Source organism: Sphingomonas sp., from assembly GCF_003248515.1.
Lineage (GTDB): Bacteria > Pseudomonadota > Alphaproteobacteria > Sphingomonadales > Sphingomonadaceae > Sphingomonas_I.
In genome coordinates this window covers 55,336-77,156 of record NZ_QFOB01000006.1, presented here as the reverse complement: position 1 = coordinate 77,156, position 21,821 = coordinate 55,336, and the positions used below count along the sequence as shown (strand labels likewise).

At 66.3% G+C, this 21,821-nt stretch carries 21 protein-coding genes; 8 read left to right on the top strand and 13 right to left on the bottom strand.

Features of this window, described 5'->3' with window-relative positions; genetic code table 11:
* Positions 1-15: 15 nt before the first annotated feature.
* Both hfq and hflX read left to right on the top strand, forming a co-directional pair.
* Positions 16-612: an RNA chaperone Hfq gene (gene hfq / locus DI605_RS11445; protein WP_293973587.1), complete on the top strand. Its 597-nt coding sequence runs from the start codon at positions 16-18 to the stop codon at positions 610-612.
* A gap of 146 nt (positions 613-758) precedes the next feature.
* Positions 759-2,093, top strand: a complete 1,335-nt coding sequence (gene hflX / locus DI605_RS11440) for a GTPase HflX (protein ID WP_293973585.1) — start codon at positions 759-761, stop codon at positions 2,091-2,093.
* 57 nt (positions 2,094-2,150) lie between these two features.
* Here the strand turns inward: hflX and mazG are convergent, their stop codons facing one another.
* The 13 genes from mazG to DI605_RS11375 all read right to left on the bottom strand — a co-directional run bounded on the left by mazG (position 2,151) and on the right by DI605_RS11375 (position 13,388).
* Complete coding sequence (mazG, locus tag DI605_RS11435; RefSeq protein ID WP_293973582.1) at positions 2,151-3,005, bottom strand: nucleoside triphosphate pyrophosphohydrolase; 855 nt, start codon at positions 3,003-3,005, stop codon at positions 2,151-2,153.
* A gap of 37 nt (positions 3,006-3,042) precedes the next feature.
* Positions 3,043-3,222 carry a hypothetical protein gene (locus tag DI605_RS11430; protein ID WP_293973579.1) on the bottom strand — a complete coding sequence of 60 codons (180 nt, stop codon included), beginning with the start codon at positions 3,220-3,222 and terminating at the stop codon, positions 3,043-3,045.
* Positions 3,219-3,974 carry an MBL fold metallo-hydrolase gene (locus DI605_RS11425; RefSeq protein WP_293974429.1) on the bottom strand — a complete coding sequence of 252 codons (756 nt, stop codon included), beginning with the start codon at positions 3,972-3,974 and terminating at the stop codon, positions 3,219-3,221. The genes DI605_RS11430 and DI605_RS11425 overlap by 4 nt, the downstream gene beginning before the upstream one ends.
* Before the next feature lie 22 nt (positions 3,975-3,996).
* Positions 3,997-4,773 carry a TatD family hydrolase gene (locus DI605_RS11420; RefSeq protein WP_293973576.1) on the bottom strand — a complete coding sequence of 259 codons (777 nt, stop codon included), beginning with the start codon at positions 4,771-4,773 and terminating at the stop codon, positions 3,997-3,999.
* Between the two features lie 67 nt (positions 4,774-4,840).
* A complete protein-coding gene (locus DI605_RS11415) occupies positions 4,841-5,083 on the bottom strand; it encodes a hypothetical protein (RefSeq protein ID WP_293973573.1) in 243 nt (80 codons plus the stop codon).
* A 40-nt stretch (positions 5,084-5,123) separates the two neighbouring features.
* On the bottom strand, positions 5,124-6,647 hold the full coding sequence (gene metG, locus DI605_RS11410; RefSeq protein ID WP_293973571.1) for a methionine--tRNA ligase: 1,524 nt from the start codon (positions 6,645-6,647) through the stop codon (positions 5,124-5,126).
* 58 nt (positions 6,648-6,705) lie between these two features.
* Positions 6,706-7,665 carry an AAA family ATPase gene (locus DI605_RS11405; protein WP_293973568.1) on the bottom strand — a complete coding sequence of 320 codons (960 nt, stop codon included), beginning with the start codon at positions 7,663-7,665 and terminating at the stop codon, positions 6,706-6,708.
* On the bottom strand, positions 7,662-8,294 hold the full coding sequence (tmk, locus tag DI605_RS11400) for a dTMP kinase (RefSeq protein ID WP_293973565.1): 633 nt from the start codon (positions 8,292-8,294) through the stop codon (positions 7,662-7,664). Before tmk ends, DI605_RS11405 begins: the two co-directional genes overlap by 4 nt.
* A gap of 10 nt (positions 8,295-8,304) precedes the next feature.
* Entirely contained in the window at positions 8,305-9,486 is a 1,182-nt protein-coding gene (locus tag DI605_RS11395; protein ID WP_293973562.1) for a D-alanyl-D-alanine carboxypeptidase family protein, read from the bottom strand.
* A gap of 150 nt (positions 9,487-9,636) precedes the next feature.
* The gene (locus tag DI605_RS11390) at positions 9,637-11,352 is read right to left on the bottom strand and encodes a heparinase II/III family protein (protein ID WP_293973559.1); all 1,716 of its coding nucleotides are present in this window, start codon (positions 11,350-11,352) and stop codon (positions 9,637-9,639) included.
* A complete protein-coding gene (gene rpe, locus DI605_RS11385) occupies positions 11,352-12,014 on the bottom strand; it encodes a ribulose-phosphate 3-epimerase (protein WP_293973556.1) in 663 nt (220 codons plus the stop codon). Before rpe ends, DI605_RS11390 begins: the two co-directional genes overlap by 1 nt.
* A gap of 154 nt (positions 12,015-12,168) precedes the next feature.
* Positions 12,169-12,471, bottom strand: coding sequence for a hypothetical protein (locus tag DI605_RS11380; protein WP_293973553.1), 303 nt, complete (start codon positions 12,469-12,471; stop codon positions 12,169-12,171).
* Positions 12,468-13,388: a VacJ family lipoprotein gene (locus tag DI605_RS11375; protein WP_293973550.1), complete on the bottom strand. Its 921-nt coding sequence runs from the start codon at positions 13,386-13,388 to the stop codon at positions 12,468-12,470. Before DI605_RS11375 ends, DI605_RS11380 begins: the two co-directional genes overlap by 4 nt.
* Positions 13,389-13,480: 92 nt before the next feature.
* Between DI605_RS11375 and DI605_RS11370 the strand changes: the two genes are divergently transcribed.
* The 6 genes from DI605_RS11370 (at position 13,481) to DI605_RS11345 (ending at position 21,799) form a co-directional block, all read left to right on the top strand.
* Positions 13,481-14,440: a metalloregulator ArsR/SmtB family transcription factor gene (locus DI605_RS11370; protein ID WP_293973547.1), complete on the top strand. Its 960-nt coding sequence runs from the start codon at positions 13,481-13,483 to the stop codon at positions 14,438-14,440.
* Positions 14,440-15,387 (top strand): methylenetetrahydrofolate reductase, encoded by a 948-nt coding sequence (gene metF, locus DI605_RS11365; RefSeq protein ID WP_293973544.1) that lies wholly within the window; start codon positions 14,440-14,442, stop codon positions 15,385-15,387. The genes DI605_RS11370 and metF overlap by 1 nt, the downstream gene beginning before the upstream one ends.
* Positions 15,388-15,542: 155 nt before the next feature.
* Positions 15,543-16,598, top strand: a complete 1,056-nt coding sequence (locus DI605_RS11360) for a homocysteine S-methyltransferase family protein (protein ID WP_293973541.1) — start codon at positions 15,543-15,545, stop codon at positions 16,596-16,598.
* 142 nt (positions 16,599-16,740) lie between these two features.
* Positions 16,741-19,350 (top strand): methionine synthase, encoded by a 2,610-nt coding sequence (gene metH / locus DI605_RS11355; RefSeq protein ID WP_293973538.1) that lies wholly within the window; start codon positions 16,741-16,743, stop codon positions 19,348-19,350.
* A gap of 54 nt (positions 19,351-19,404) precedes the next feature.
* Complete coding sequence (locus DI605_RS11350) at positions 19,405-19,698, top strand: hypothetical protein (RefSeq protein WP_293973535.1); 294 nt, start codon at positions 19,405-19,407, stop codon at positions 19,696-19,698.
* A gap of 52 nt (positions 19,699-19,750) precedes the next feature.
* Complete coding sequence (locus DI605_RS11345; protein WP_293973532.1) at positions 19,751-21,799, top strand: thioredoxin family protein; 2,049 nt, start codon at positions 19,751-19,753, stop codon at positions 21,797-21,799.
* Positions 21,800-21,821 lie beyond the last annotated feature (22 nt).

The window sequence follows — 21,821 nt, the reverse complement described above, 5'->3', positions numbered from 1 at the left end:
TGCCTCGATTAAAGCTTGTGCTGCGCTGCAAAAAACATACATTCGGAGCGCTCCGCAGCCGGCGGGGCGCATGACGCCCATGAAGGGCGCTACGCGGGCCACGACCCGCCAAGGCCGGAGAACCGGACGATGGCCGATAAGGTCAACAATCTTCAGGACGTGTTCCTGAATACGCTGCGCAAGTCCAAGACGCCGGTAACGATGTTCCTGGTAAAGGGCGTGAAGCTCCAGGGAATCATCACCTGGTTCGACAATTTCTCGGTGCTGCTGCGCCGTGATGGACAGAGCCAACTGATCTACAAGCATGCCATCTCGACGGTGATGCCCGCGCATCCGATCGATCTGGCCGAGATCGACAAGGCATTCGAGGACAAGAAATCCCAGCTTCTGCAGGAAATCTTCCTCGCGGCCGTCCGCAAGTCGGGCGATCCGGTGACGATGTTCCTCGTCAATGGCGTGATGCTTCAGGGCGAGATCGCGGCCTATGATCTGTTCTGCATGCTGCTGCGTCGCGATGGGATGAGCCAGCTCGTCTATAAGCACGCCATCTCGACCGTGCAGCCGATGCGCCCGCTGAACCTGATGACGGATGAGGATGAAGGCGACGAGTGAGGCGCCTTCGGCCGCGCCGTTGCTTTTCGGCATCTTCCACAACGACGGGACCCCGCCGGGCTTGCCGCGGTCGGGCGCCCGTCCTTGTGACGTGACGAAAGGTTGCTCCTCCTGAAACAAGATCCCTCTTTCCGGGTTCGAACGCCATGAGCGGTTTCCAGCGCGAGACGGTTGACGAGGTGACGCGCGGCGCACGCGCCGTGATCGCCTTGCCCGAGCGCAGCGATGTGCTGCGCGATACGGAGTCACGCCTGGAGGAGGCGGCCGGTCTGGCCGCCGCGATCGGGCTTGATGTGGTCGATCGCCTGTCCTTCCGCGTTCGCCAGCCCAAGCCCGCCACGCTGTTCGGCTCGGGCCAGGTCGAGCAGATCGCCCTCGCCGCGCGCATGGTGGAGGCCGAGCTGGTCGTGGTCGATGCCGCACTCACGCCCGTCCAGCAGCAGAATCTGGAAAAGGCCGCTCAGACAAAGGTGATCGATCGCACCGGGTTGATCCTGGAGATTTTCGGCGAGCGCGCCGCCACCGCCGAGGGGCGGCTTCAGGTTGAACTTGCCCATCTCGATTATCAGGCGGGCCGCCTCGTGCGGAGTTGGACGCACCTTGAGCGTCAGCGTGGTGGCTTCGGCTTTCTCGGCGGGCCGGGCGAAACCCAGATCGAGGCCGATCGCCGGATGATCCGCGATCGCATGGCGAAGCTGCGTCGCGAGCTGGAACAGGTTCGCAAGACTCGCGGCCTGCATCGTGCCCGCCGCGAGCGCGCGCCCTGGCCGGTGGTGGCACTGGTCGGCTATACCAACGCCGGAAAATCAACTCTTTTCAATCGCATGACCGGTGCCGAGGTCATGGCGGAAAACCTTCTGTTCGCAACGCTCGATCCCACGATGCGCCAGATTTCGCTGCCGGGTCTCGACAAGGTGATCCTGTCGGACACGGTAGGTTTCGTCTCCGATCTGCCGACCCAGCTGGTCGCCGCGTTCCGGGCCACTCTGGAAGAAGTCACCGCTGCCGACCTGATCCTCCATGTCCGCGATATCGCACATCCTGACAGCGACGCGCAGCGGGCGGACGTGCTCGCCGTGCTGGGCGAGATCGGGGTGGGGCCGGAGGCGGAGATAGGCGGGGAGGGATCCGATCTACCCGCGCCGATCCTGGAAGTGTGGAACAAGCTCGACGCGCTCGATCCCGAGGAAAGGGAGAGGCTGACGACCGAGGCGCATCGGCGCGAGGATGTCGCCGCCATTTCGGCTTTGACCGGGGAGGGGATCGATGCGCTGCGGCGGATCGTATCCGATCGCCTGCTGGCCGGTGCCGAGATCCATCGGCTCACGCTTCCGGTGGCGGACGGCGCCGCGATCGCATGGCTGCACGAACATGGCGAAGTTCTGGCGCAGGAGGTCGAGGCCGAGACGATGACTCTCGACGTCCGTTTGGCGCCGGCCGAATGGGATCGTTTCCAGGTCCGCAACGCGGCCGCGCGCTGATCCGGTCAGGCCCGCAAACGTCGCGCGCCTCCGCAAGGGGGGGCGTGACCCCGGAATTCAGCCTTGCTTGGCGCGTTGCCAAAGGGCTTCTTTTTCCTCCAGCGACAGGCCGGAAAAAGCGTCACCGGCCATGCCTTCCATCATGCGGAAGCGTCGTTCGAACTTCGCGTTCCCGGCGCGCAGCGCCACTTCCGGATCCACGCCCAGCTTGCGCGCGTAATTGACGACCGAGAAGAGCAGGTCGCCCATCTCTTCCTCGCGCGCGGCCGCATCGCCCGCCGTCGCGATCTCGTCCATTTCCTCGACGATTTTCGCGCGTGCGCCCTCGGCGTCCGGCCAGTCGAAACCTGTTCGCGCGGCGCGCTTCTGCAGCTTTTCCGCGCGCATGAGCCCGGGCAGAGCCAGTGCGACCCCCGCCAGCGCGCTCGGATCGATCGGCTTTTCCCTGCGCTCCTCGGCCTTGATCGCTTCCCACTGACCATGCCCGTTCGAGCGCGGCGCATCGCTGAAAACGTGCGGATGCCGCCGGATCATCTTCGCCGAAATGGCATTTGCCACATCGGCGAAAGCGAAGGCACCCAGCTCTTCGGCGATCCGCGCATGGAAAACGACCTGTAGCAGCAGATCGCCCAGTTCATCCTTCAGCGCCGGCAGATCGCCGGATGCGCAGGCATCGGCAACCTCGTAGGCCTCCTCGATGGTGTAAGGCGCGATCGTGGCGAACGTCTGTTCGACATCCCACGGACAGCCCGTTTCCGGATCGCGCAGCTTCGCCATGATCGCGATCAGCCGGCGCAGCGCATCTTCCGCAGCCGAAGCAGTATTTGCAGCAGGATCGGGCGCGCGGACGGGCTGCTCGGTCGGCGGGGGGCCGATCGGATTTTCAGACTGATCGGTTGCGGGCTGCGTCATTCTTCATCTCGATAATATATATTATGTAAAATATGGATCAGTGCAGGAAGCGGCGGACCAGGGTTACCGCCACTGTCGCCGTCACGATGATTGCGATCCAGATCAGCGCCAGCCTCAGGCTCTCACCCGGCTTCATCCGCCGCCGCGCGAGGCCGCCGATCACGATCACCAGCACCATCATGCCCGCAACGAGCGACAGAAGCTGGTTCTCGTTCATGCCGCTATCGCTTCCAATCCGTCATAGCCCGGCTCGATGCCTGGCGGCAGGTCCGCCGCGAGCGTCGCATAATCCATCGATTGATCCATGTGCGTCAGGATCGCGCGACCGGGCTTCAGCCGATCGATCGCGTCCAGGATCATCGCCAGATGCGGATGCGTCGGATGCGGCTTGCGCCGCAGCGCATCCACGATCCAGATGTCGAGCCCCGAGAAGAGCGCGTCCATTTCAGGCGTCACGGCATGGAAATCCGTGGCATAGCCGATGCTCTTCCCATCGAGATCGAAGCGAAGCCCGAGCGAGACGATTTCGCCATGCGGCATTTCCACGCTCCGGATCCTGATATCTCCGATCGTCGCGTCCTGCCCCAGAACATGCCCGGTCGCCGACGCGGGATAGCCGGACCTGCCAGTGAAGACATAGGCGAAGCGCTCGTTGAGCACACCCAGCGTGGCGACATTGCTGTATCCGGGGATCGGCGCACCCCGAACATGGAAAAGCTGGCGCAGATCATCGATGCCATGCGTGTGATCGGCATGTTCGTGCGTCCAGATCACCGCGTCGATCGCGCCGATTCCGGTTGCCAGCAATTGCGCGCGCATATCCGGCCCCGTGTCGACGAGGATCGTCGTCGCCCCGCTCATGATCGCGATCGATGCGCGCGTGCGGCGATTGCGTGGGTCGGCCGGATCGCAATTGCCCCAATCGCCGCCGATCCGCGGCACGCCCGATGACGTGCCGCAACCGAGCATGACCGCCTTCACAGGGAAGCCTTCATGCCCGCGCCTTGGCGAACAGGCGGAAGAAGTTGGCGCTCGTTCGCTCGGAGAGCCGCTCGACCGAAACGCCGCGCAGATTTGCGAGAAATGCCGTCGTATCGGCCACGAATGCCGGTTCGCCGGTCTTGCCCCGGTGCGGCACCGGCGCGAGGAACGGCGCATCGGTTTCCACCAGCAGGCGATCTTCGGGCAAAGTCGCCGCCGTGGCCGCCAGATCCCTGGCGTTCTTGAACGTCACGATCCCCGAGATTGAAATGTAAAGGCCGAGTTCCAATGCCCTGGCCGCGAAATCGGCACTCGCCGTGAAGCAGTGGATCAGCGCCGGAAAGGCCCCCCTCCCCATCTCATCCGCCAGGATCGCGGCCGTATCATCCTCCGCATCGCGCGTGTGGATGATGATCGGGAGCCCCGTCGTGCGCGATGCCTCGATATGGGCGCGGAAGCTCGCCTTCTGCCGGTCGCGATCCGAATGGTCGTAATAATAATCGAGGCCGGTTTCGCCGATCCCGATCACGCGGGGATGGGCCGCCGCCTCGATCAGGCGCGCCGCATGCATATCCGGATGCGTATCCGCCTCGTGCGGATGGATGCCGACGGAGGCCCAGACATCCGCTTCGCGCTCGGCCGTGGCGATCACATCGCCCCATTCGCTCTCGCGCGTCGAAATGTTGAGCATGCCCGTCACGCCACGATCGCGCGCACGGGCCAATATGGTCGGCTGGTCCTCGACGAGGCCCTTATAGTTCAGGTGACAGTGGCTATCGATCAGCATCGCGAGCCGGGATAATGGGCACGCGGCGGCGCGTCACCCGCCTTCTGCGTCGCGCGCGATTTTCCGCTCAGATCGTGGGGAAATCCGGGCGTTCCGCCAGTGCCAGCACCTCTCCCACCGTGAGATTGCCCTTGCCCGGCACATCCACGATCACGCGCGACCGATCCGCCGGGGTCATGGAAACGACCCTCGCGATCATCGCGGAAAGCGGGCCTTCGTCCAGCTTCTCGAAATCGAAATACATTTCGGATCCGGTGTCGGATCGGGAATGCAGGATGCAGGGCCGTGCCCAGTCGAATTCGTCGCTCATACAGAACAGACTGCCTTGCTCCGTGCGCGCTGTCCAGCGTTCAGGCGGGATCGGTCCAGCGCGGGAACACGCCCTGTGGCGCGGGCAGCGTCGTGCCCGGTGCAAGAGGATGCGCGAGCGCCGCGAAACTGCGCGCCTCCGGTGCCTGCGCGAGCTGATCGAGCAGCGCATCGGCGCTCGCCGGGATCGCCCAGCGGACGAGGATGGCGAGCTGCCGGATCGCCTCGGCCGTCTCATAAAGCACGGCGTCAGCCGCCACCGGATCGGTTTTGCGCAACGACCAGGGGGCCATATCCGCGAAATAGCGATTGGCCTCGCCCACCGCTTCCCAGATCGCCTCCAGCGCGCGATGCGGGGCGAGCGCCCCCATCGCCTCGTCCAGCTTCTCCTTCGCCGTCGCCAGCACGGTGCGAAGTTCGCTTGGGACGCCGCTCGCGGGCACCTTGCCATCGCAATTCTTGGCGATGATGCTGAGGCATCGCTGCGCCAGATTGCCGAGCCCATTGGCGAGATCCGCGTTGGAGCGCGTGACGATCGCTTCGTGGCTGTAGCTGCCGTCCTGGCCGAAGCTCACTTCGCGCAGCAGGAAATAGCGCAGCTGATCGACACCATAGGTTTCGGCCATGCCGATCGGATCGACGACATTGCCGACCGATTTGGACATCTTTTCACCCCGGTTCAGCAGGAAGCCGTGACCGAAGACCTGGGCAGGCAGCGGCAGATCCGCCGACATCAGGAAAGCGGGCCAATACACTGCGTGGAAGCGCACGATATCCTTGCCGATGATGTGCGTGGCACGGGCATCCCAGAATTTCGAGAGCGGCCCGGCGCGATCGGGATAGCCGGTGCTGGTGAGATAATTGGTGAGCGCGTCCACCCACACATACATCACATGGCCGGGCGCATCCGGCACCGGCACACCCCAATCGAAGCTGGTGCGCGAGACCGAAAGATCGGAAAGGCCGCCGCGCACGAAGCTGGCCACTTCATTGCGGCGGCTTTCGGGGCGGATGAAATCGGGCTGGCTTTCATAGAGTTCCAGAAGCTTGTCGGCATAAGCCGAGAGCCTGAAAAACCAGCTCTCCTCCACCGTCCATTCGACAGGCGTTCCCTGCGGCGAAAGCTTCGCGTCCCCCTCGCCTTCGATCAGTTCCTCCTCGCCGTAAAAGGCTTCGTCGCGAACCGAATACCAGCCTTCATAGCGGCCGAGATAGATGTCCCCCTTGGCCACCATCGCGCGCCAGATGGCCTGGCTCGCCTCATAATGGGCGGGCTCGGTGGTGCGGATGAAGCGATCGAACGAGATGTTCAACGTCTCGTCCATCCGCCTGAACTGGGCCGACATTTCATCGGCCAGTTCCAGCGGCGTTATCCCCCGGTTGCGCGCCGTCTGCGCCATTTTCAGGCCATGCTCGTCCGTGCCGGTGGTGAACAGCACCTCGCGCCCGCGCAGCCGCTGGTACCGCGCGATCGCATCGGTCGCGATCGCCTCATAGGCATGGCCGATATGCGGCGCGCCGTTCGGATAGCTGATCGCGGTCGTGATATAGAAAGGTTCGGACATGGGCCGCGCTCTAGAGCGTGATCGCCCGACGCGAAAGCATTTCGACGCGGAAGTAGAGTCAGCCGGCCAGCTTCGCGAGCAGCCCCGCAACTTCATAGACGGTGGTCTGCTGATCCATGCTCAGCCGCACGGCGCCATCCGCGATGCTTCGCGCCTGCGACCACAAGGCGACCTTCGCCTCGATATCGCCCCCTTCCCGCGCAGACTGTGCTATCCGCCCCGGCGCGCGCTCCAGAAACGCCTCGTAGCGTGCCTGTGCCGCCTTGCCCGAGAGTTGCTTGGCGAGGGCCAGCCGCTGGAGACCGGTCGCATCCCCTTCGCGCGCGATCCGATCGATCGCGCGATCCAGCCCGTCTATGTCGAGCCCGGCGAAGCGGATCGCCTGCCCCGGCGCGCCTTCCGCGATGGCGGCGAGCGCGGCGATCTCGCCCGCGTCGCTTTCGGGAAGTGCCGCACGCAGCACCCGCGCGCTATTCTCCTCCGCCAGCGGCGAGAAACGCAGCAGGCGGCAGCGCGAGCGGATCGTGGGCAGCAGCCGGCCGGGGGCGTGGCTCACCAGAAGGAAGATCGTGCCGGTCGGCGGCTCCTCCAGATTCTTGAGCAGCGCGTTGGCACCGCCGCGCTCGAGATCGTCGACCGCATCGATCAGCACCACACGGCGCGGCGAAAGGCTGGGAGATGTGGCGAACATCGGCTGGAGTGTGCGTACCTGATCGATCGTGATCGACCGCGCCAGCTCCTCCGATTTATCCTTCGGAAGGCGTCTCAACAACTTGAAATCGGGGTGTGATCCCGCATCGAAGAGATGCGCGATGCGATGGGCCGGATCCACCGTGAAGCCGCCGCCCACAGGCTCCGGCCCCGCCGCCCGCGCCAGCATCCAGAGCGCCGCGGCGCGCGCGAACGTTCCCTTGCCCACCCCCTCTGGCCCGGTGAGCAGCCACGCATGGTGGAGGCGACCGGAGAGGAGCGCCTCGTGGAACGTCGCCACCTCGGCGTCATGGCCGATGACCGTCACAGCAGATCGGCCAGCGCGTCTATCAGCCGTGCCGTCACCGCCTCTGCCGCGCCGGTCGCGTCCACGATCCTCCAGCGGGCCGCATCGGCATCGGCCAGCCGCCGGAAGGTTTGCCCCACGGCGCTGTGATAGGCTGTGTCCCGCGCGCCGAAGCGATCGGGCTTGCCCGCATCGCGCGCCGCCTCGCGCGCGGCCGCCTCCTGCTCCGGCAGGGCCAGAAGCAGCGTTCGATCGGGCAGCAGACCGCGACTGCCGACCGCATGGAGCGAGCGGATCGCCTCGTCGCCCAGCCCGTCCGCGCCCCCCTGATAGGCGATGGAACTGTCGAGGAAACGATCGCACACCACCCACGCGCCGCGCTCCATCGCCGGGCGGATCGTGCGCGCCACATGATCCGCCCGCGCGGCGGCGAAGAGGAGCGCCTCGGCTTCGGGCGTCCAGCGATCGCCGGCGCCTTCCAGCAGCAGCTTGCGGATCGCCTCCGCGCCGGGGCTCCCGCCCGGCTCGCGCGTCTCGATCACTTCCTTGCCGCGTGCGCGCAGGGCCGCCGCGAGGGCGCGGACCTGGGTCGACTTGCCGACCCCTTCCCCGCCCTCGAGGCTGACGAAGCGGCCCGGAGCGGGACTCACGCGGTGCGGCTCACGATCCGCCGAGCAGGCGGTGGAACCCGTTGCCGATCCGCCCGAAGAAGCCCGCCTCGCCCACATCGCTCGCGGCGACGAGGGGCATCACCTGCGGCGGCCCGTCACCGGTGCGCGCGATCAGATCGGCGACATGATCGCCCTTCTTGATGGGGGCCTTGAGGGGGCCGTTATAGGCAACCGACAGCTTCACATCCGAAGCCAGCCCCGCCGGGATCGTCACCGTAAGATTTTTCGGCGCGACCAGGCCCACTTCGCGTGCGTCGCCAAGCTGGACTGGCGCCTTGTCGACCTGCTTTCCAGCCGCGAACAGCGGCTTGGACTGCCAGGCGCGGAAACCCCAGTTCATGAAGGCCACCGACTGATCGATCCGCTGGTTGAAGCTGGTCAGGCCGGCCAGCACCATCACCAGCCGCCTGCCATTCTGCTCGGCCGAACCGGTGAAGCCGTAGCCGGCTTCCTCGGTATGCCCGGTCTTCAGCCCATCCGCGCCGGCGACACGGCCCAGCAGCGGATCGCGATTGGCCTGCGTGATGTCCGCGCCCGTCCCCAGCGTCTTGCCCCAGGTGAAATTCGGGCGGCTGTAGAAAGTCTTGTACATGTCCGGGAAGTTCTGGATCGTGGCGGCCGCCAGCTTGGCGAGGTCACGCGCCGTCACATAGGTCACGCCATTGTCCGGCCAGCCGTTGGACGTGCCGAAATGGCTGTTCGCAAGGCCGATCTCCTTGGCCTTCTGGTTCATCATCGCCACGAAAGCCGGCTCGGTCCCGGCGATATGCTCCGCCAGCACCACGCAGGCATCGTTGCCGGAAAGCGTGACGATACCGAAGAGGAGGTTGGCGATCGAAACCTGTTCCCCCACCGAAAGGAACATCGTCGATCCGGCGGCAGGCCCATGCCATTTGCGCCAGGTTTCCGGCGCGACCGTCGCCATGTCCGAAAGCTTCAGCTTGCCCTGCTTCACCAGATCGAAGGCGACATAGACGGTCATCATCTTCGCCATCGATGCGGGCGGCATCTTCAGGTCCGCATCCTTGGCAAAGAGCGTGGCGCCCGAAGACAGATCGATCATGTAGGCGACCCTGGCGGGCGTATCGAACGGCGGCGCGGCCGCCTGCCCCGGCAGGACGACGAGCCCGCTGGCGGCGATCAGGAGAGCGGCTTTACGGAGGCGCTTCATCGTTACTCTGGCATCCTGTTGTTCGTTTCGAAATTCGGGGCCGACCCTACCGCCCGATTGCAGGAGAGGCCAGCGGGCTTGGGATCCGGATCATGCTTTATCCCCGGTTGCGAGGCAGATCAGGATGACGGCCAAGGGAGATTGCGCGCGCTACCGCACCCGCCGGAAAGACCAGGCGAGCCCCGTTCCATCCGGCGGCGTCTCTCCCGAAATGGCGATCGCCTGAGCGGCGCGGGGCCGGCCGAGCGAGTCGATCCAGACGCTTGGCTCCAGCGAGAGCGCTCCTGTATCCACGCGAAACTGCCAGGCGCCGCCCTCGGGTGGACGGATCAGCGCGCCGTGCGCATCAGCCGTCAGCACCGTTTCCAGCCCCGGCGCGAGATGAAAGCGGATCACAAACGGCGTGGCGGCCAGACCGCGCCGCCGGCCGGCCGGGGCCAGCCTGTCCTCGCCGGCCAGCATCTTGCCATCGGACGACAATGTGAGCGCCCGTTCGTGGCGGAAGCCGTGGCGCCGGACATATCCGTCATGCGCGGCGATCAGCGTGACGCCCTCGCGCGCCTCGATCCGCTCCAGTTCCACCTCGGTCACGCCGCGCCCGAGCGATCCATCCTCGTGCAGGGCTGTCGAATTGGTATCGGCGAGCGTGAGGGTCGAATGGGCCGCGGTCGTACGCAGCCCCTGCGCGAATTCGGGGGGCAGGCCCGGTGCACAGCCGCAATTGACGATCAGCCTCTGTGGGCCCTCCGAAAGCTCGAAGGCGAGCGTGGATGCGCAACCGCCCCGGATCATCGCGCCGGAGGGCGGTGGTGCTGCATCCATCACAAGGCGCGAAGCCCCCGCCTCCAGCCTCTGATAGCCCCAGTCCCGCGCCTGCGGCAGCGGATCGGGGCGTGTGCCCGAGGCGTTGACGGCCGCCGCGATCGCGCTCGCATTCGCCGGCCCGCCCCCCTGCCAGGACGAAAGGCCGCCATCGCCCATCACCACGCTGACGAGCGCCGGCACAGCCTTGCCCAGCGCGGTGGTAATGGCGACCGGCATCGGCCGCGCGCGCACCTCATAGACGGCGCGCAACTGCGCGAGCAGTTCCACCAGATCCAGCTGCATCGCCGGCACGCGCGTCGCCAGGCCGCCATCCTCATACAGCGCCTGGCCCAGCGCGCGCGCCAGCCCGGCCTCGCCATGCGTCGTGCGCAGATCTCCGCCCGGGATCAGCAGCCCGGCCGCGATCACGCCGGACCAGGCGGCGATGCGCGGCACGCCCTGGGGCACGCTGTCCGCCGCCCGGTCCAGATGCCGCGCGCCGCGCGCGAGCGTGTTGAGCAGGGCGGTGCGCAACGCATCATCGCCCGAGCTCAGCAGATAGGGGGCATAAGCGGTCCAGAAGAGGATGCGCCGGCCCCACAGGTCGGGCCGCCAGGCGGGGTCCGTCACGGTGCGCGCATGCTCGGCGAGCCAGTCGCCCGCAATCTTCTCCGCGATCGGCGCGCCTTCCTCGCGCGAAACGGCAGCGGCAAGATCGCGCAGCCAGCCGAAGCCGTGGCGATATTCGATAAAACCCGCGCTCTGCCCGCCGCGAGACAGGGCCGAAAGCGGGATCCGCTCCTGCCCGAACAGCATTGCGCCCTCGATCAGCGCGCGTCCGGCCTTGCGCCGGCCCGGAATGGGATCGGCCGGCACGTCGATCAACTGGAGCGGATAGCGCCCGGCCAGCCGCATGCGGTGGATCGGCGAACGCCATGCCAGACGGTGGAGCCGCTGGTTCAGCCGGTCCGCCAGCGAAAGGCCGCGCGTGCCATCGCCCCGCAGCCGCCGTCGTCCGAAGCTCTGCGGCCCCTCCCCGCCCTCTTCGCCTTTCCTGGGCATCAGGCCCCGCGCAGCGCCGCGATGTTCGCCGCATAAGCGGAAGGGCCGCCCCGGAAGGTGGCGGTGCCGGCCACCAGCGCGTCGGCGCCGGCCGCGATCGCGCGCGGCGCGGTGGCGATATCGATGCCGCCATCCACTTCCAGATCGATCGGCTTGCCGAGCTTGTCGATCGATTTCCGGATCGCCTCGATCTTGCGCAGCTGGCTTTCGATGAAGCTCTGTCCGCCAAAGCCAGGATTGACGCTCATCACCAGCACGAGATCAATCTCCTCGAGCAGATAATCGAGCATTTTGGCGGGGGTTCCGGGATTCAGCGAGACGCCGGCACGCTTGCCCAGCGCCTTGATCCGCTGGATCGTGCGGTGCGTGTGCGGGCCGGCCTCCGGATGGATCGTGATCGTGTCCGCGCCGGCCTCGGCGAAGGCCTCGAGATAGGAATCGACCGGCGAGATCATCAGATGGACGTCGAACGGCTTGGTCGTATGCGGGCGCAGTGCCTTCACCACCGTCGGGCCGATCGTGATGTTCGGCACGAAATGCCCGTCCATCACATCGACATGGATCCAGTCCGCGCCCGCCGCATCGATCGCGCGCACTTCCTCGCCCAGCCTGGCGAAATCAGCGGAAAGAATGGAAGGGGAGATGCGGACGGGCTGTTGCATCCCGCGCCTGTAGCGCGGCCGGCAGGCTTCACCAACGTCATCCGGCGTCGGATCGGCACGAACCTGTGTATATCTGTCGGAGGTTGCCGCGGATCGGCCGATCTTCCCTGCTTTTCCGATAGCGCGATGGCTCGTGCGTCGCGCCTGGATCTCGTCAGCGCGGATCCGACTCGTTCAGCGAAAGCTCGCCGGCGCCCATTTCCGCAGCGGATTCGGCGGCAGCGGCAGGAGCCTTGGCGGCAGGCTTTTCCTGCGGCTCGGCCGCCTTCGCACGCGACGCGCGCTCCGGCAGCGGCACCCGCGCGGCTTCCTCGGCAGCCGCGACATCCGCGAGCGCCTTGGCGGAGGTTCGGGTCTGGGCCTCGGCCTGCGCGTCCGGGAGGAGCGCGTCGGTCTTGGCGCGATGGCACCCGCCCAGCACCGCCAGCGCCGCCAGCAGGGAAAGAGCGCCCTTCACTTGGGCGGTTCGGTGGGCGCAGGAGCAGGATCTGCCGTCGGAGCCGGCCCCGCCGCAGGGGCCGCGCCCTCGGCGACAGGGGGCGCTCCCACCTCGGAACCATTCGCCGCAGGCGTGGGCTCGGTCAGGTTGCCGTCAGCCGGCATCGCCGCCGATTCGCCCATCGGCTCCTCCTCGTCCGGAGGCCCGGCGTCGAGCGCATTTTCCTGATCCATGATCGCCGAGCGCCGACGCTGGAGATAGGCCGAACGCGCCGTCGCGTAGGGATCCAGGCTGCTCTTGAGGAAGGCATCCGCGCCGCTGTCGATCAACTGCGAACGCGCATCGATCACATAGGCGCCGCGATAGCCAAGCGCCGCCTTGTTCGGCACATCCGCCTCGCGGATGCCGACATTCACCGGATCCGCGCCCCAGGCCACCGCCGATCCCACGCCATCCCGAAGCGTCGACGGCCCCAGCAGCGGCAGTACCAGATAGGGACCGCCATTCACGCCCCATCTCGCCAGTGTCTGGCCGAAATCCTCGGGCGCCGGATCGATCCCCTTCTTGCTCGCGACATCGAACAGGCCACCCACGCCGATGGTGGTGTTGACGAGGAAGCGGCCGAAATTCTGCATCGCCCGCTTGGGCTTCCCCTGGAGCAGATTGTTCACGAACGACCAGGGTTCGCTCACATTGCTGAAGAAGTTGCTCACGCCGCTTCGCACCGGCTTGGGCGCCACGGCGCGATAGACCTTCGTGACCGGCTTGATCACCACCTTGTCGGCCGCCTGGTTGACGCCCCATACCCCGCGATTGAACTTTTCGAGCGGATCACGGGCGGCGAGCCTGTCCTGCCCCGGGACGGTCGCACAACCGCCGGAAATCAGGGACAGGGCGACGACGGCAACGAACGGAGTCGGGGCGCGGCTGGTCATGGCGTGGCGCTGCCATAGGCCCTTCGGTCGAACAAGGCCTTGACCACATATAAAGACATCTTTATGTCTCGATTGCAGGAGATTTCTGGACGATGCCCGCGCCTCTTGCCGTCTTTCGCGCGCTCGCCGATCCCACCAGGCTTCGGATCGTCGCATTGCTGCGCCAGATGGAGCTTTCGGTGGGCGAACTCGCCCAGGTTCTCGGCCAGAGCCAACCCCGCGTCTCGCGCCACGTCAAGATCCTCGCCGATGCCGATCTGTGCGACAGGCGGCGCGAGGGCAGCTGGATTTTCCTCGGCCTGGGATCGGCCGCGCGGGAAGGTCCTTTGCTTGCCGCGATCGACGGTTGGGAGGATATCGCCGCCGAACGCTGGGAAATCGCCGACGCGGCGAGGCTGGCGGCCGTGCGTGCCGATCGGGTGTCCGCCGCCGAAGCCTATTTCAATCAGCATGCCGCCGAATGGGATGCGATCCGCTCGCTCCATGTGGCGGAGGCGCAGGTGGAGGGCGCGATCCTCGATCTGCTGGGCGATGATCCGCTCGGCCGCCTCGTCGATATTGGCACCGGCACGGGCCGGATGATCGAATTGCTGCTCGATCGCGCCACCAGTGCCGTGGGCATCGATCGCAGCCCGGAAATGCTGCGGCTCGCCCGCGCCAAGGTCGCGAAGGATGGGCAGCCGCGCGCCGAGCTGCGCCAGGGCGACATGTATGCCCTGCCCGTCGCCGATGGCGGGGCCGATACGGTGGTGATCCATCAGGTGCTGCATTATGCGCAGGCGCCGGCCGCCGCGATCATGGAGGCCGGCCGCACGCTGGGCGAGGATGGACGCCTGCTCATCATCGATTTCGCGGCGCACGATCATGATGTGCTGCGCGAGCGTGACGCCCATGTCCGCCTGGGCTTCGACGATCATCAGATCGAGGGCTGGTTCACGGCGGCCGGGCTCCATATGGATGCCACCCGCGAATTGCGGGGCGGCGAACTGACCGTAAAACTCTGGCTCGGGCAGCGCCGCCCGGAAAGCCGACTGCTTAAGGCCGTTGCGTAATGGGACTTTCGTTGAGCCAGCTGCACGAGGCGCAGAGCGCGCTTTCGGCGCCGCTTTATGCCGATGTCGCGGGTGATATCGGCGTGTCTTTCGAATTTTTCCCGCCCAAGACGGAGAAGATGGAACAGACGCTCTGGGACGCGATCCAGACGCTGGCGCCGCTCGCCCCGCGCTTCGTCTCCGTCACCTATGGCGCGGGCGGATCGACTCGCGAGCGCACGCATCAGACGGTCGCGCGGATCGTACGCGAGACGAGCATCCCCGCCGCCGCGCATCTCACCTGCGTCGATGCCACGCGTGAGGAGATCGACCGGATCGCCCGCGATTACTGGGAAGCCGGCGTCCGCCACATCGTGGCGCTCAGGGGCGATCCGCCGCGTGCGGGCGAAGCATTCCGGAGCCATCCCGGCGGCTATGAGAATGCGGCCGCGTTGACGGCCGGCCTCCGGAAGATCGCGCCGTTCGAGATTTCGGTCGCCGCCTATCCCGAATGCCACCCGGATTCGGCGAACCCGCAGGTCGATCTCGACAATCTGAAGCGCAAGATCGATGCGGGTGCGGATCGCGCCATCACCCAATTCTTCTTCTCGCCCGAAACCTTTTTCCGGTTCCGCGATGCGGCGGCGGCCGCCGGCATCGATGCGGAAATCGTGCCCGGCATCATGCCCGTCTCCACCTTCGCGGCGGTCACTCGCATGGCGGGCATGTGCAACACCGAGGTGCCCGAATGGATGGGCCGCCTGTTCGAGGGGCTGGACGATCATCCCGCCGCCCGCCAGCTCGTCTCCGCGACGATCGCAGCGGAACTGTGCCGCAAGCTTTATGCGGGTGGTGTCCGCCAGTTCCATTTCTACACGCTCAACCGCGCCGAACTCGCCTACGCGATCTGCCACCTGCTGGGGAAGCGCCCGGCGAAGCTGGGCGGAGCGCTGGAAGCGGCGGCCTAGATTTTCAGCTCCTCCCCGGCACGGGGAGGGGGACCAGCCGAGGGCTGGTGGAGGGGGCTCTCCACCGGTGATCCGTTCAAAGGAGAGCCCCCTCCGCCACCGCTTCGCGGCGGTCCCCCCTCCCCGTGCCGGGGAGGCGCGCAAAGGCTTCGCTCATGACCCCCTCCCCCGTCGCCGCCGTCTTCCGGGCCGAAGCCGCCAAGCGCGTGCTGATCACCGATGGCGCATTCGGCACGATGATCCAGACCTACAAGCTGCAGGAGGCCGATTATCGCGGCGCCTATGATCTGAAGCTGGATCAGAAGGGCAATAACGACCTGCTCGTGCTGACCCGGCCCGATGTGGTCGATGCGATCACGCGGCAATATCTGGATGCGGGATCGGACATCGTTTCCACCAACACGTTCAACGCCAACACGATCAGCCAGGAGGATTATGCGGCCGTCCATCTGGTTCGCGAGATGAACCTCGCCGCCGCCGGCATCGCGCGGAAGGCCGCCGATGAATATGCGGCGAAGGATGGCCGCCCCCGCTTCGTCGCAGGCGCGATCGGGCCGACGAACAAGACGCTCTCGCTCTCGCCCGACGTGAACGATCCCGGTTTTCGCGCGATCGAATATGACGATCTGAAAGACGTCTACAAGGATCAGGCGGGCGCGCTGCTGGATGGCGGCGCCGACTTCATCCTGATCGAAACCGTGTTCGACACACTCAACTGCAAGGCCGCGATCATGGCCGTGAAGGAGGTCGAGGAGGAACGCGGCGCCGAGATCCCGGTGATGATCTCGATGACCGTCACCGACATGTCCGGGCGCAACCTTTCCGGTCATTCGGTCGAGGCCTTCTGGTCGAGCGTGCGGCATGCCCGCCCGCTCACGATCGGGCTCAACTGCGCGTTCGGAGCGGATCTGCTCCGTCCGCACGTTCAGGTGATCTCGCAGATCGCCGACGCCCTGGTGATGATCTATCCGAATGCCGGCCTGCCCAACGATCTCGGCGCCTATGACGAATTGCCCGAGACGACCGGCGGTTTCATTCGTGAATGGGCCGAACAGGGCCTGGTGAACGTCGTCGGCGGCTGCTGCGGCTCGACGCCGCCGCATATCGCGGCGATGGCGAAGGCGGTCGCCGGCTTCCCGCCTCGCCCGCTTCCCAGTCTCACGCCCGTCATGAAGCTTGCCGGCCTCGACCCGTTCGTGATGGCGGCGTAAATTGATCCTCCCCGGCCCGGGGAGGGTGACCAGTCAAAGGCTGGTGGAGGGGGCTCTCCACTGGCGTCACCGATAATGGAGAGCCCCCTCCACCGCTCTGCGAGCGGTCCCCCTCCCCGTACCGGGGAGGATCGGAGCAAGAATGACCACCCCAACCGCCACCTTCGTCAATGTCGGCGAACGCACGAACGTCACGGGCTCCGCCGCGTTCAAGAAGCTCATCATGGCCGGCGATTACACCAAGGCCATCGATGTCGCCCGCGCTCAGGTGGAGAATGGCGCGCAGGTGATCGACGTCAACATGGACGAGGGCCTGCTGGATGCCCACCATGCGATGACCACCTTCCTGAAGCTGATCGCCGCCGAGCCGGACATCGCCCGCGTGCCCGTGATGATCGACAGCTCCAAATGGTCGGTGATCGAGGCCGGGCTGAAGTGCGTCTCCGGCAAGCCGATCGTGAATTCGATCAGCATGAAGGAAGGCGAGGCCGAATTCCTCAAATATGCCCGCAAGGTGATGAACTATGGCGCCGCCGTCGTCGTCATGGCCTTCGACGAGACCGGCCAGGCCGATACCAGGGATCGCAAGATCGAGATCTGCGAGCGCGCCTACAAGCTCCTGATGGGCATCGGCTTTCCGCCTGAGGACATCATCTTCGATCCCAACGTCTTCGCGGTGGCGACGGGCATCGAGGAGCATAACAATTATGGCGTCGATTTCATCGAGGCCACGCGCGAGATCCGCGCCCGCTGCCCGCACGTCCACATCTCCGGCGGCCTCTCGAACCTGAGCTTCTCGTTCCGCGGCAACGAGCCGGTGCGCCGCGCGATGCACTCGGTCTTCCTCTACCATGCCATTCCGGCGGGAATGGACATGGGCATCGTCAATGCCGGGCAGCTCGACGTCTATGACCAGATCGATCCCAAGCTGCGCGAGGCGTGCGAGGATGTGATCCTCAATCGCGATCCCGAGGCGGGCGAGCGGCTGGTGGCGCTGGCCGAAAGCTTCCGGGGCACCGACGCCGTCGCTGAAAAGGCCGCCGAGGAATGGCGCGGCTGGGATGTGGTCAAGCGTCTCGAACATGCGCTGGTGAAGGGCATCGACGCGCATGTCGTGGCCGATACCGAGGAGGCCCGCCAGCAGATCTTCGATCGCGGCGGTCGTCCGATCGAGGTGATCGAAGGCCCGCTGATGGATGGAATGAACGTCGTCGGCGATCTGTTCGGATCGGGCAAGATGTTCCTGCCGCAGGTCGTGAAGTCCGCCCGCGTGATGAAGAAGGCGGTCGCCCACCTCCTTCCCTTCATCGAGGCGGAGAAGGTGGAGGGACAGCGCGCCAAGGGCCGCGTCGTCATGGCGACCGTAAAGGGCGACGTGCACGATATCGGCAAGAACATCGTCGGCGTCGTGCTCCAGTGCAATGGCTATGACGTGATCGATCTCGGCGTGATGGTCCCCTGGCCGGATATCCTGAAGGCCGCCAACGAGAATGACGCCGACATGATCGGCCTCTCCGGCCTCATCACCCCCTCGCTCGACGAGATGGTGACGGTCGCCGAGGAGATGCAGCGCTCGTCCATGACGATGCCGCTGCTGATCGGTGGCGCCACCACCTCCAAGGTCCACACCGCGCTCCGCATCGCGCCCAAATATACGGGGCCGGTGGTCCATGTCCTCGATGCCAGCCGCGCCGTCGGTGTCGCCTCGACCTTGATGAGCGATACGCAGCGCGACGCTTTCGTCGCCAAGACCGCCGACGAATATGAAGCCGTCCGCATCGCCCGCGAGGGCAAGCCGCAAAACGCCCTGCTTACGCTGGAGCAGGCGCGCGCCAATGCCTTCACGCTGGACGAAAGCCTCAAGCCCGGCCGCCCGCGCATGCCCGGCGTGCATGTGTTCGAGGATTGGGATCTGAAGGATCTGCGCCAGTATATCGACTGGACGCCCTTCTTCCGCGCATGGGAGCTGGCTGGCAACTTCCCGGCGATCCTCGAAGACAACGTGGTGGGCGAAAGCGCGCGCTCGCTTTATGCCGATGCGCAGAAGATGCTCGACAAGGTGATCGAGGATCGCTGGCTTGTCGCGAAGGGCGTCTGTGGCCTGTGGCCCTGCCGCCGCGAGGGCGACGACGTGATCGTCCACATGCCGGACGAGAGTCATGTGAAGCTCCCTTTCCTGCGCCAGCAGATCGCGAAGCGCGAAGGCCGCGCCAGCATGTGTCTCGCCGATTTCATCAGCCATGATGGCGACTGGATCGGCGGCTTCGCCGTCTCGATCCACGGCATCGAGCCCCACCTCGCCCGTTTCCGCGCCGCGATCGACGATTATTCGGACATCCTCCTGAAGGCGCTGGCCGATCGTCTGGCAGAGGCTTTTGCCGAGCGGCTCCACCATTATGTGCGTTCGGCGCTCTGGGGCTATGCCGAGGGCGAACAACTGACCAACGAGGCGCTCATCAAGGAGCAGTATCGCGGCATCCGACCGGCGCCGGGCTATCCCGCGTGCCCCGATCACAGCCTGAAGCCGACGCTGTTCAAGATGCTGGACGCGCATCACGCCACCGGCATCTCGCTCACCGAAAGCTTCGCGATGCTGCCGACAGCGGCCGTCTCCGGCTTTTATTTCGGCCATCCCGACAGCCAGTATTTCGGCGTGGCACGGATCGGGCAGGATCAGGTGGAGGATTATGCCGCCCGGCGCGGCATCGATGTGGCGCTGGCGGAGCGCTATCTGCGCCCCAATCTCGATTGAGCGGCGCGGGGCCGCGTTCAGCCCCGCGCAATCCGCTTCGGCGCAGCCTCCCGCATGCGCCATCTGCTGATCGCCTCGTTCATCGCCGCCCATCCCGTAGCCGCATCCTCGGCCCAGGAGGTGGAGGACGAGGCGCACAGGCTCGATCGGTTGCGCACCCAGCAGCTCAACCGGCAGGCGGCCGCCGTGGTGGACAGACGCGACGATCGCGGCGCGGCACGAGAGGCGAATGATGCCCGGCGTGATTATGCCGCCGCCCGCGCCGCCTATCAGCGCCGCATGGCGGAATGGCGCGCGCGCGTGGATGCCTGCATGAACGGCGTCTATGAGGCTTGTGACCAGCGCTGACATCGCGCTCCGGTCATCGCGTTTCGCCCGCCTGCCATGCTAAAGGCGTAACATGATCCGTCGCATCCTCACGCTGTTCGCCCTGCTGCTGGCCGCGCCCGCCTTTGCCGAGGCGCTGGGCACCACCAATCATATCACCCCCGCTCTCGTGGCAGAAAGCGCCACGCCGGCGCCCGGCAGCAAGGTGACGCTGGCTTTCGCGATGCGCCCCGATCCCACCTGGCACGGCTATTGGAAAAATCCGGGCGACGCCGGGATCGAGACGCTGGTGGAATGGACAGCGGACAAGGGCCTCCATTTCGGCCCGCTCCAATATCCGGTGCCGCAGACGCTGCTGATCGCGGGCCTGATGAACTATGTTTATGAGCGCGATTACGCGATGCTCGTCACGGTCGACGTGCCGAAGGGCATGGCACCGGGCACGCAGCTGCCGATCAAGGCCAAGCTGGACTGGCTTGCCTGCAACCCTTCCGTCTGCGTGCCCGAAACAGCCGTGCTGGAAACCGAGCTGACGGTGGGGGATGGCCATGCCGATCCGGCCAAGATCGCACAGTTCGATCGCTGGCGCGCGGCGCTCCCCCGGCCGCTCGGCGGCGTCGCGCATTATGCCATTTCGGGCAAGACCTTCCGCCTCGAAGTGCCCCTGCCGGCCGCCGCGCAGGCGGTGCAGCCCTATTTCTTTCCCCTGACCGACAAGATCATCGATTATGCTGCGCCGCAGAAGGTGGCGCGCGAGGGGGATCGCCTCGTGATCGAGACGGTCGCCAAGGATGGTGCGCCTCCCGCTAAAATCGAGGGCATCCTGCGGCTCGGTTCGGACAGTGGCGTCGCTCTGGAGGCAATGCCGGGAACGATCGCCGCGATCGGCGCATCCGGCGCGCAGGAAAAAGCGGGCGACACGGGTCTGGTCGCAACCCTGCTGGCGCTGGGAGGCGCAGTCCTCGGTGGTCTGCTGCTCAATATCATGCCCTGCGTCTTCCCGATCCTGAGCCTCAAGGCGCTGAGCCTGGCGCGATCGGGCAAGTCGGAGGCGGACGCGCGGGGCGAGGCGATCGCCTATACGGCCGGCGTGGTCGCCATCTGCATCGCGCTCGGCGCCGTCCTGCTGGGCCTGCGCGCGGCTGGGCAGACGGCGGGCTGGGCCTTCCAGCTGCAGGATGTGCGCGTCATCCTGATCCTGCTGGTTCTCGTGAGTGCCATCGCCTTCAATCTGGCCGGCCTGTTCGAGTTGCCCGCCATCACCGGCGGCGACGCGCTCGCGTCGCAGGGGGGCAAGGCCGGCGCCTTCTGGACCGGCGCGCTCGCGGCCTTCGTGGCCACGCCCTGCTCCGGGCCGTTCATGGGCGTCGCGCTGGGCGCGGCGCTCGTTCTGCCCGCGCCCGCCGCGCTCGCCATCTTCGCGGGGCTCGGGCTGGGGCTCGCTTTGCCGTTTCTCCTGCTCGGTTTCGTCCCCGCCCTGCGCAATCGCCTGCCGAAGCCGGGTGCGTGGATGGATCGCCTCCGCCGCATCCTGAGCGTGCCGATGTTCCTCACGGCGCTCGGTCTGGCCTGGATCGCGGGGCGGCAGGCCGGCGTCGACGGGATGGCGCTGGCGCTTGCCGCCGCGCTCGTCTTCACGCTCGGTCTGTGGTGTGTTGGCCGCCGTCAGCTTGCGTTCAAGCCCGCTGCCTGGTGGCCGCTGGTGCCCGCCCTGCTGGTGACGGGTGTGATCGTCGTCACCATACCGCGCGACGCCGCTGTCGCCACTCAGGCGGCATCGGCCGAGCCCGGCCATGAACGTTTCGATGAGGTGCGCCTCGCCGCGCTGCGAGCGGAGGGCCGGCCGGTGCTCCTCTATTTCACCGCCGACTGGTGTCTGACCTGCAAGGTCAACGAAAAGGCCGCGATCGAGCGCGAGGAAGTTGCGCACGCCTTCGCGGCGAAGAAGGTGGCGGTGATGGTCGGCGACTGGACGAATGGCGATCCCGCGATCAGCCGTTTCCTCGCGGCGCATGGCCGATCGGGCGTGCCCTTCTATCTCTGGTATCCGGCGGGCGGCGCCGAACCGAAGGAATTGCCGCAGGTGCTGACGCCGGGCATGCTGGCGGCCCTGCCCGCCTGACGAGTCGGCGGGATATATCGAG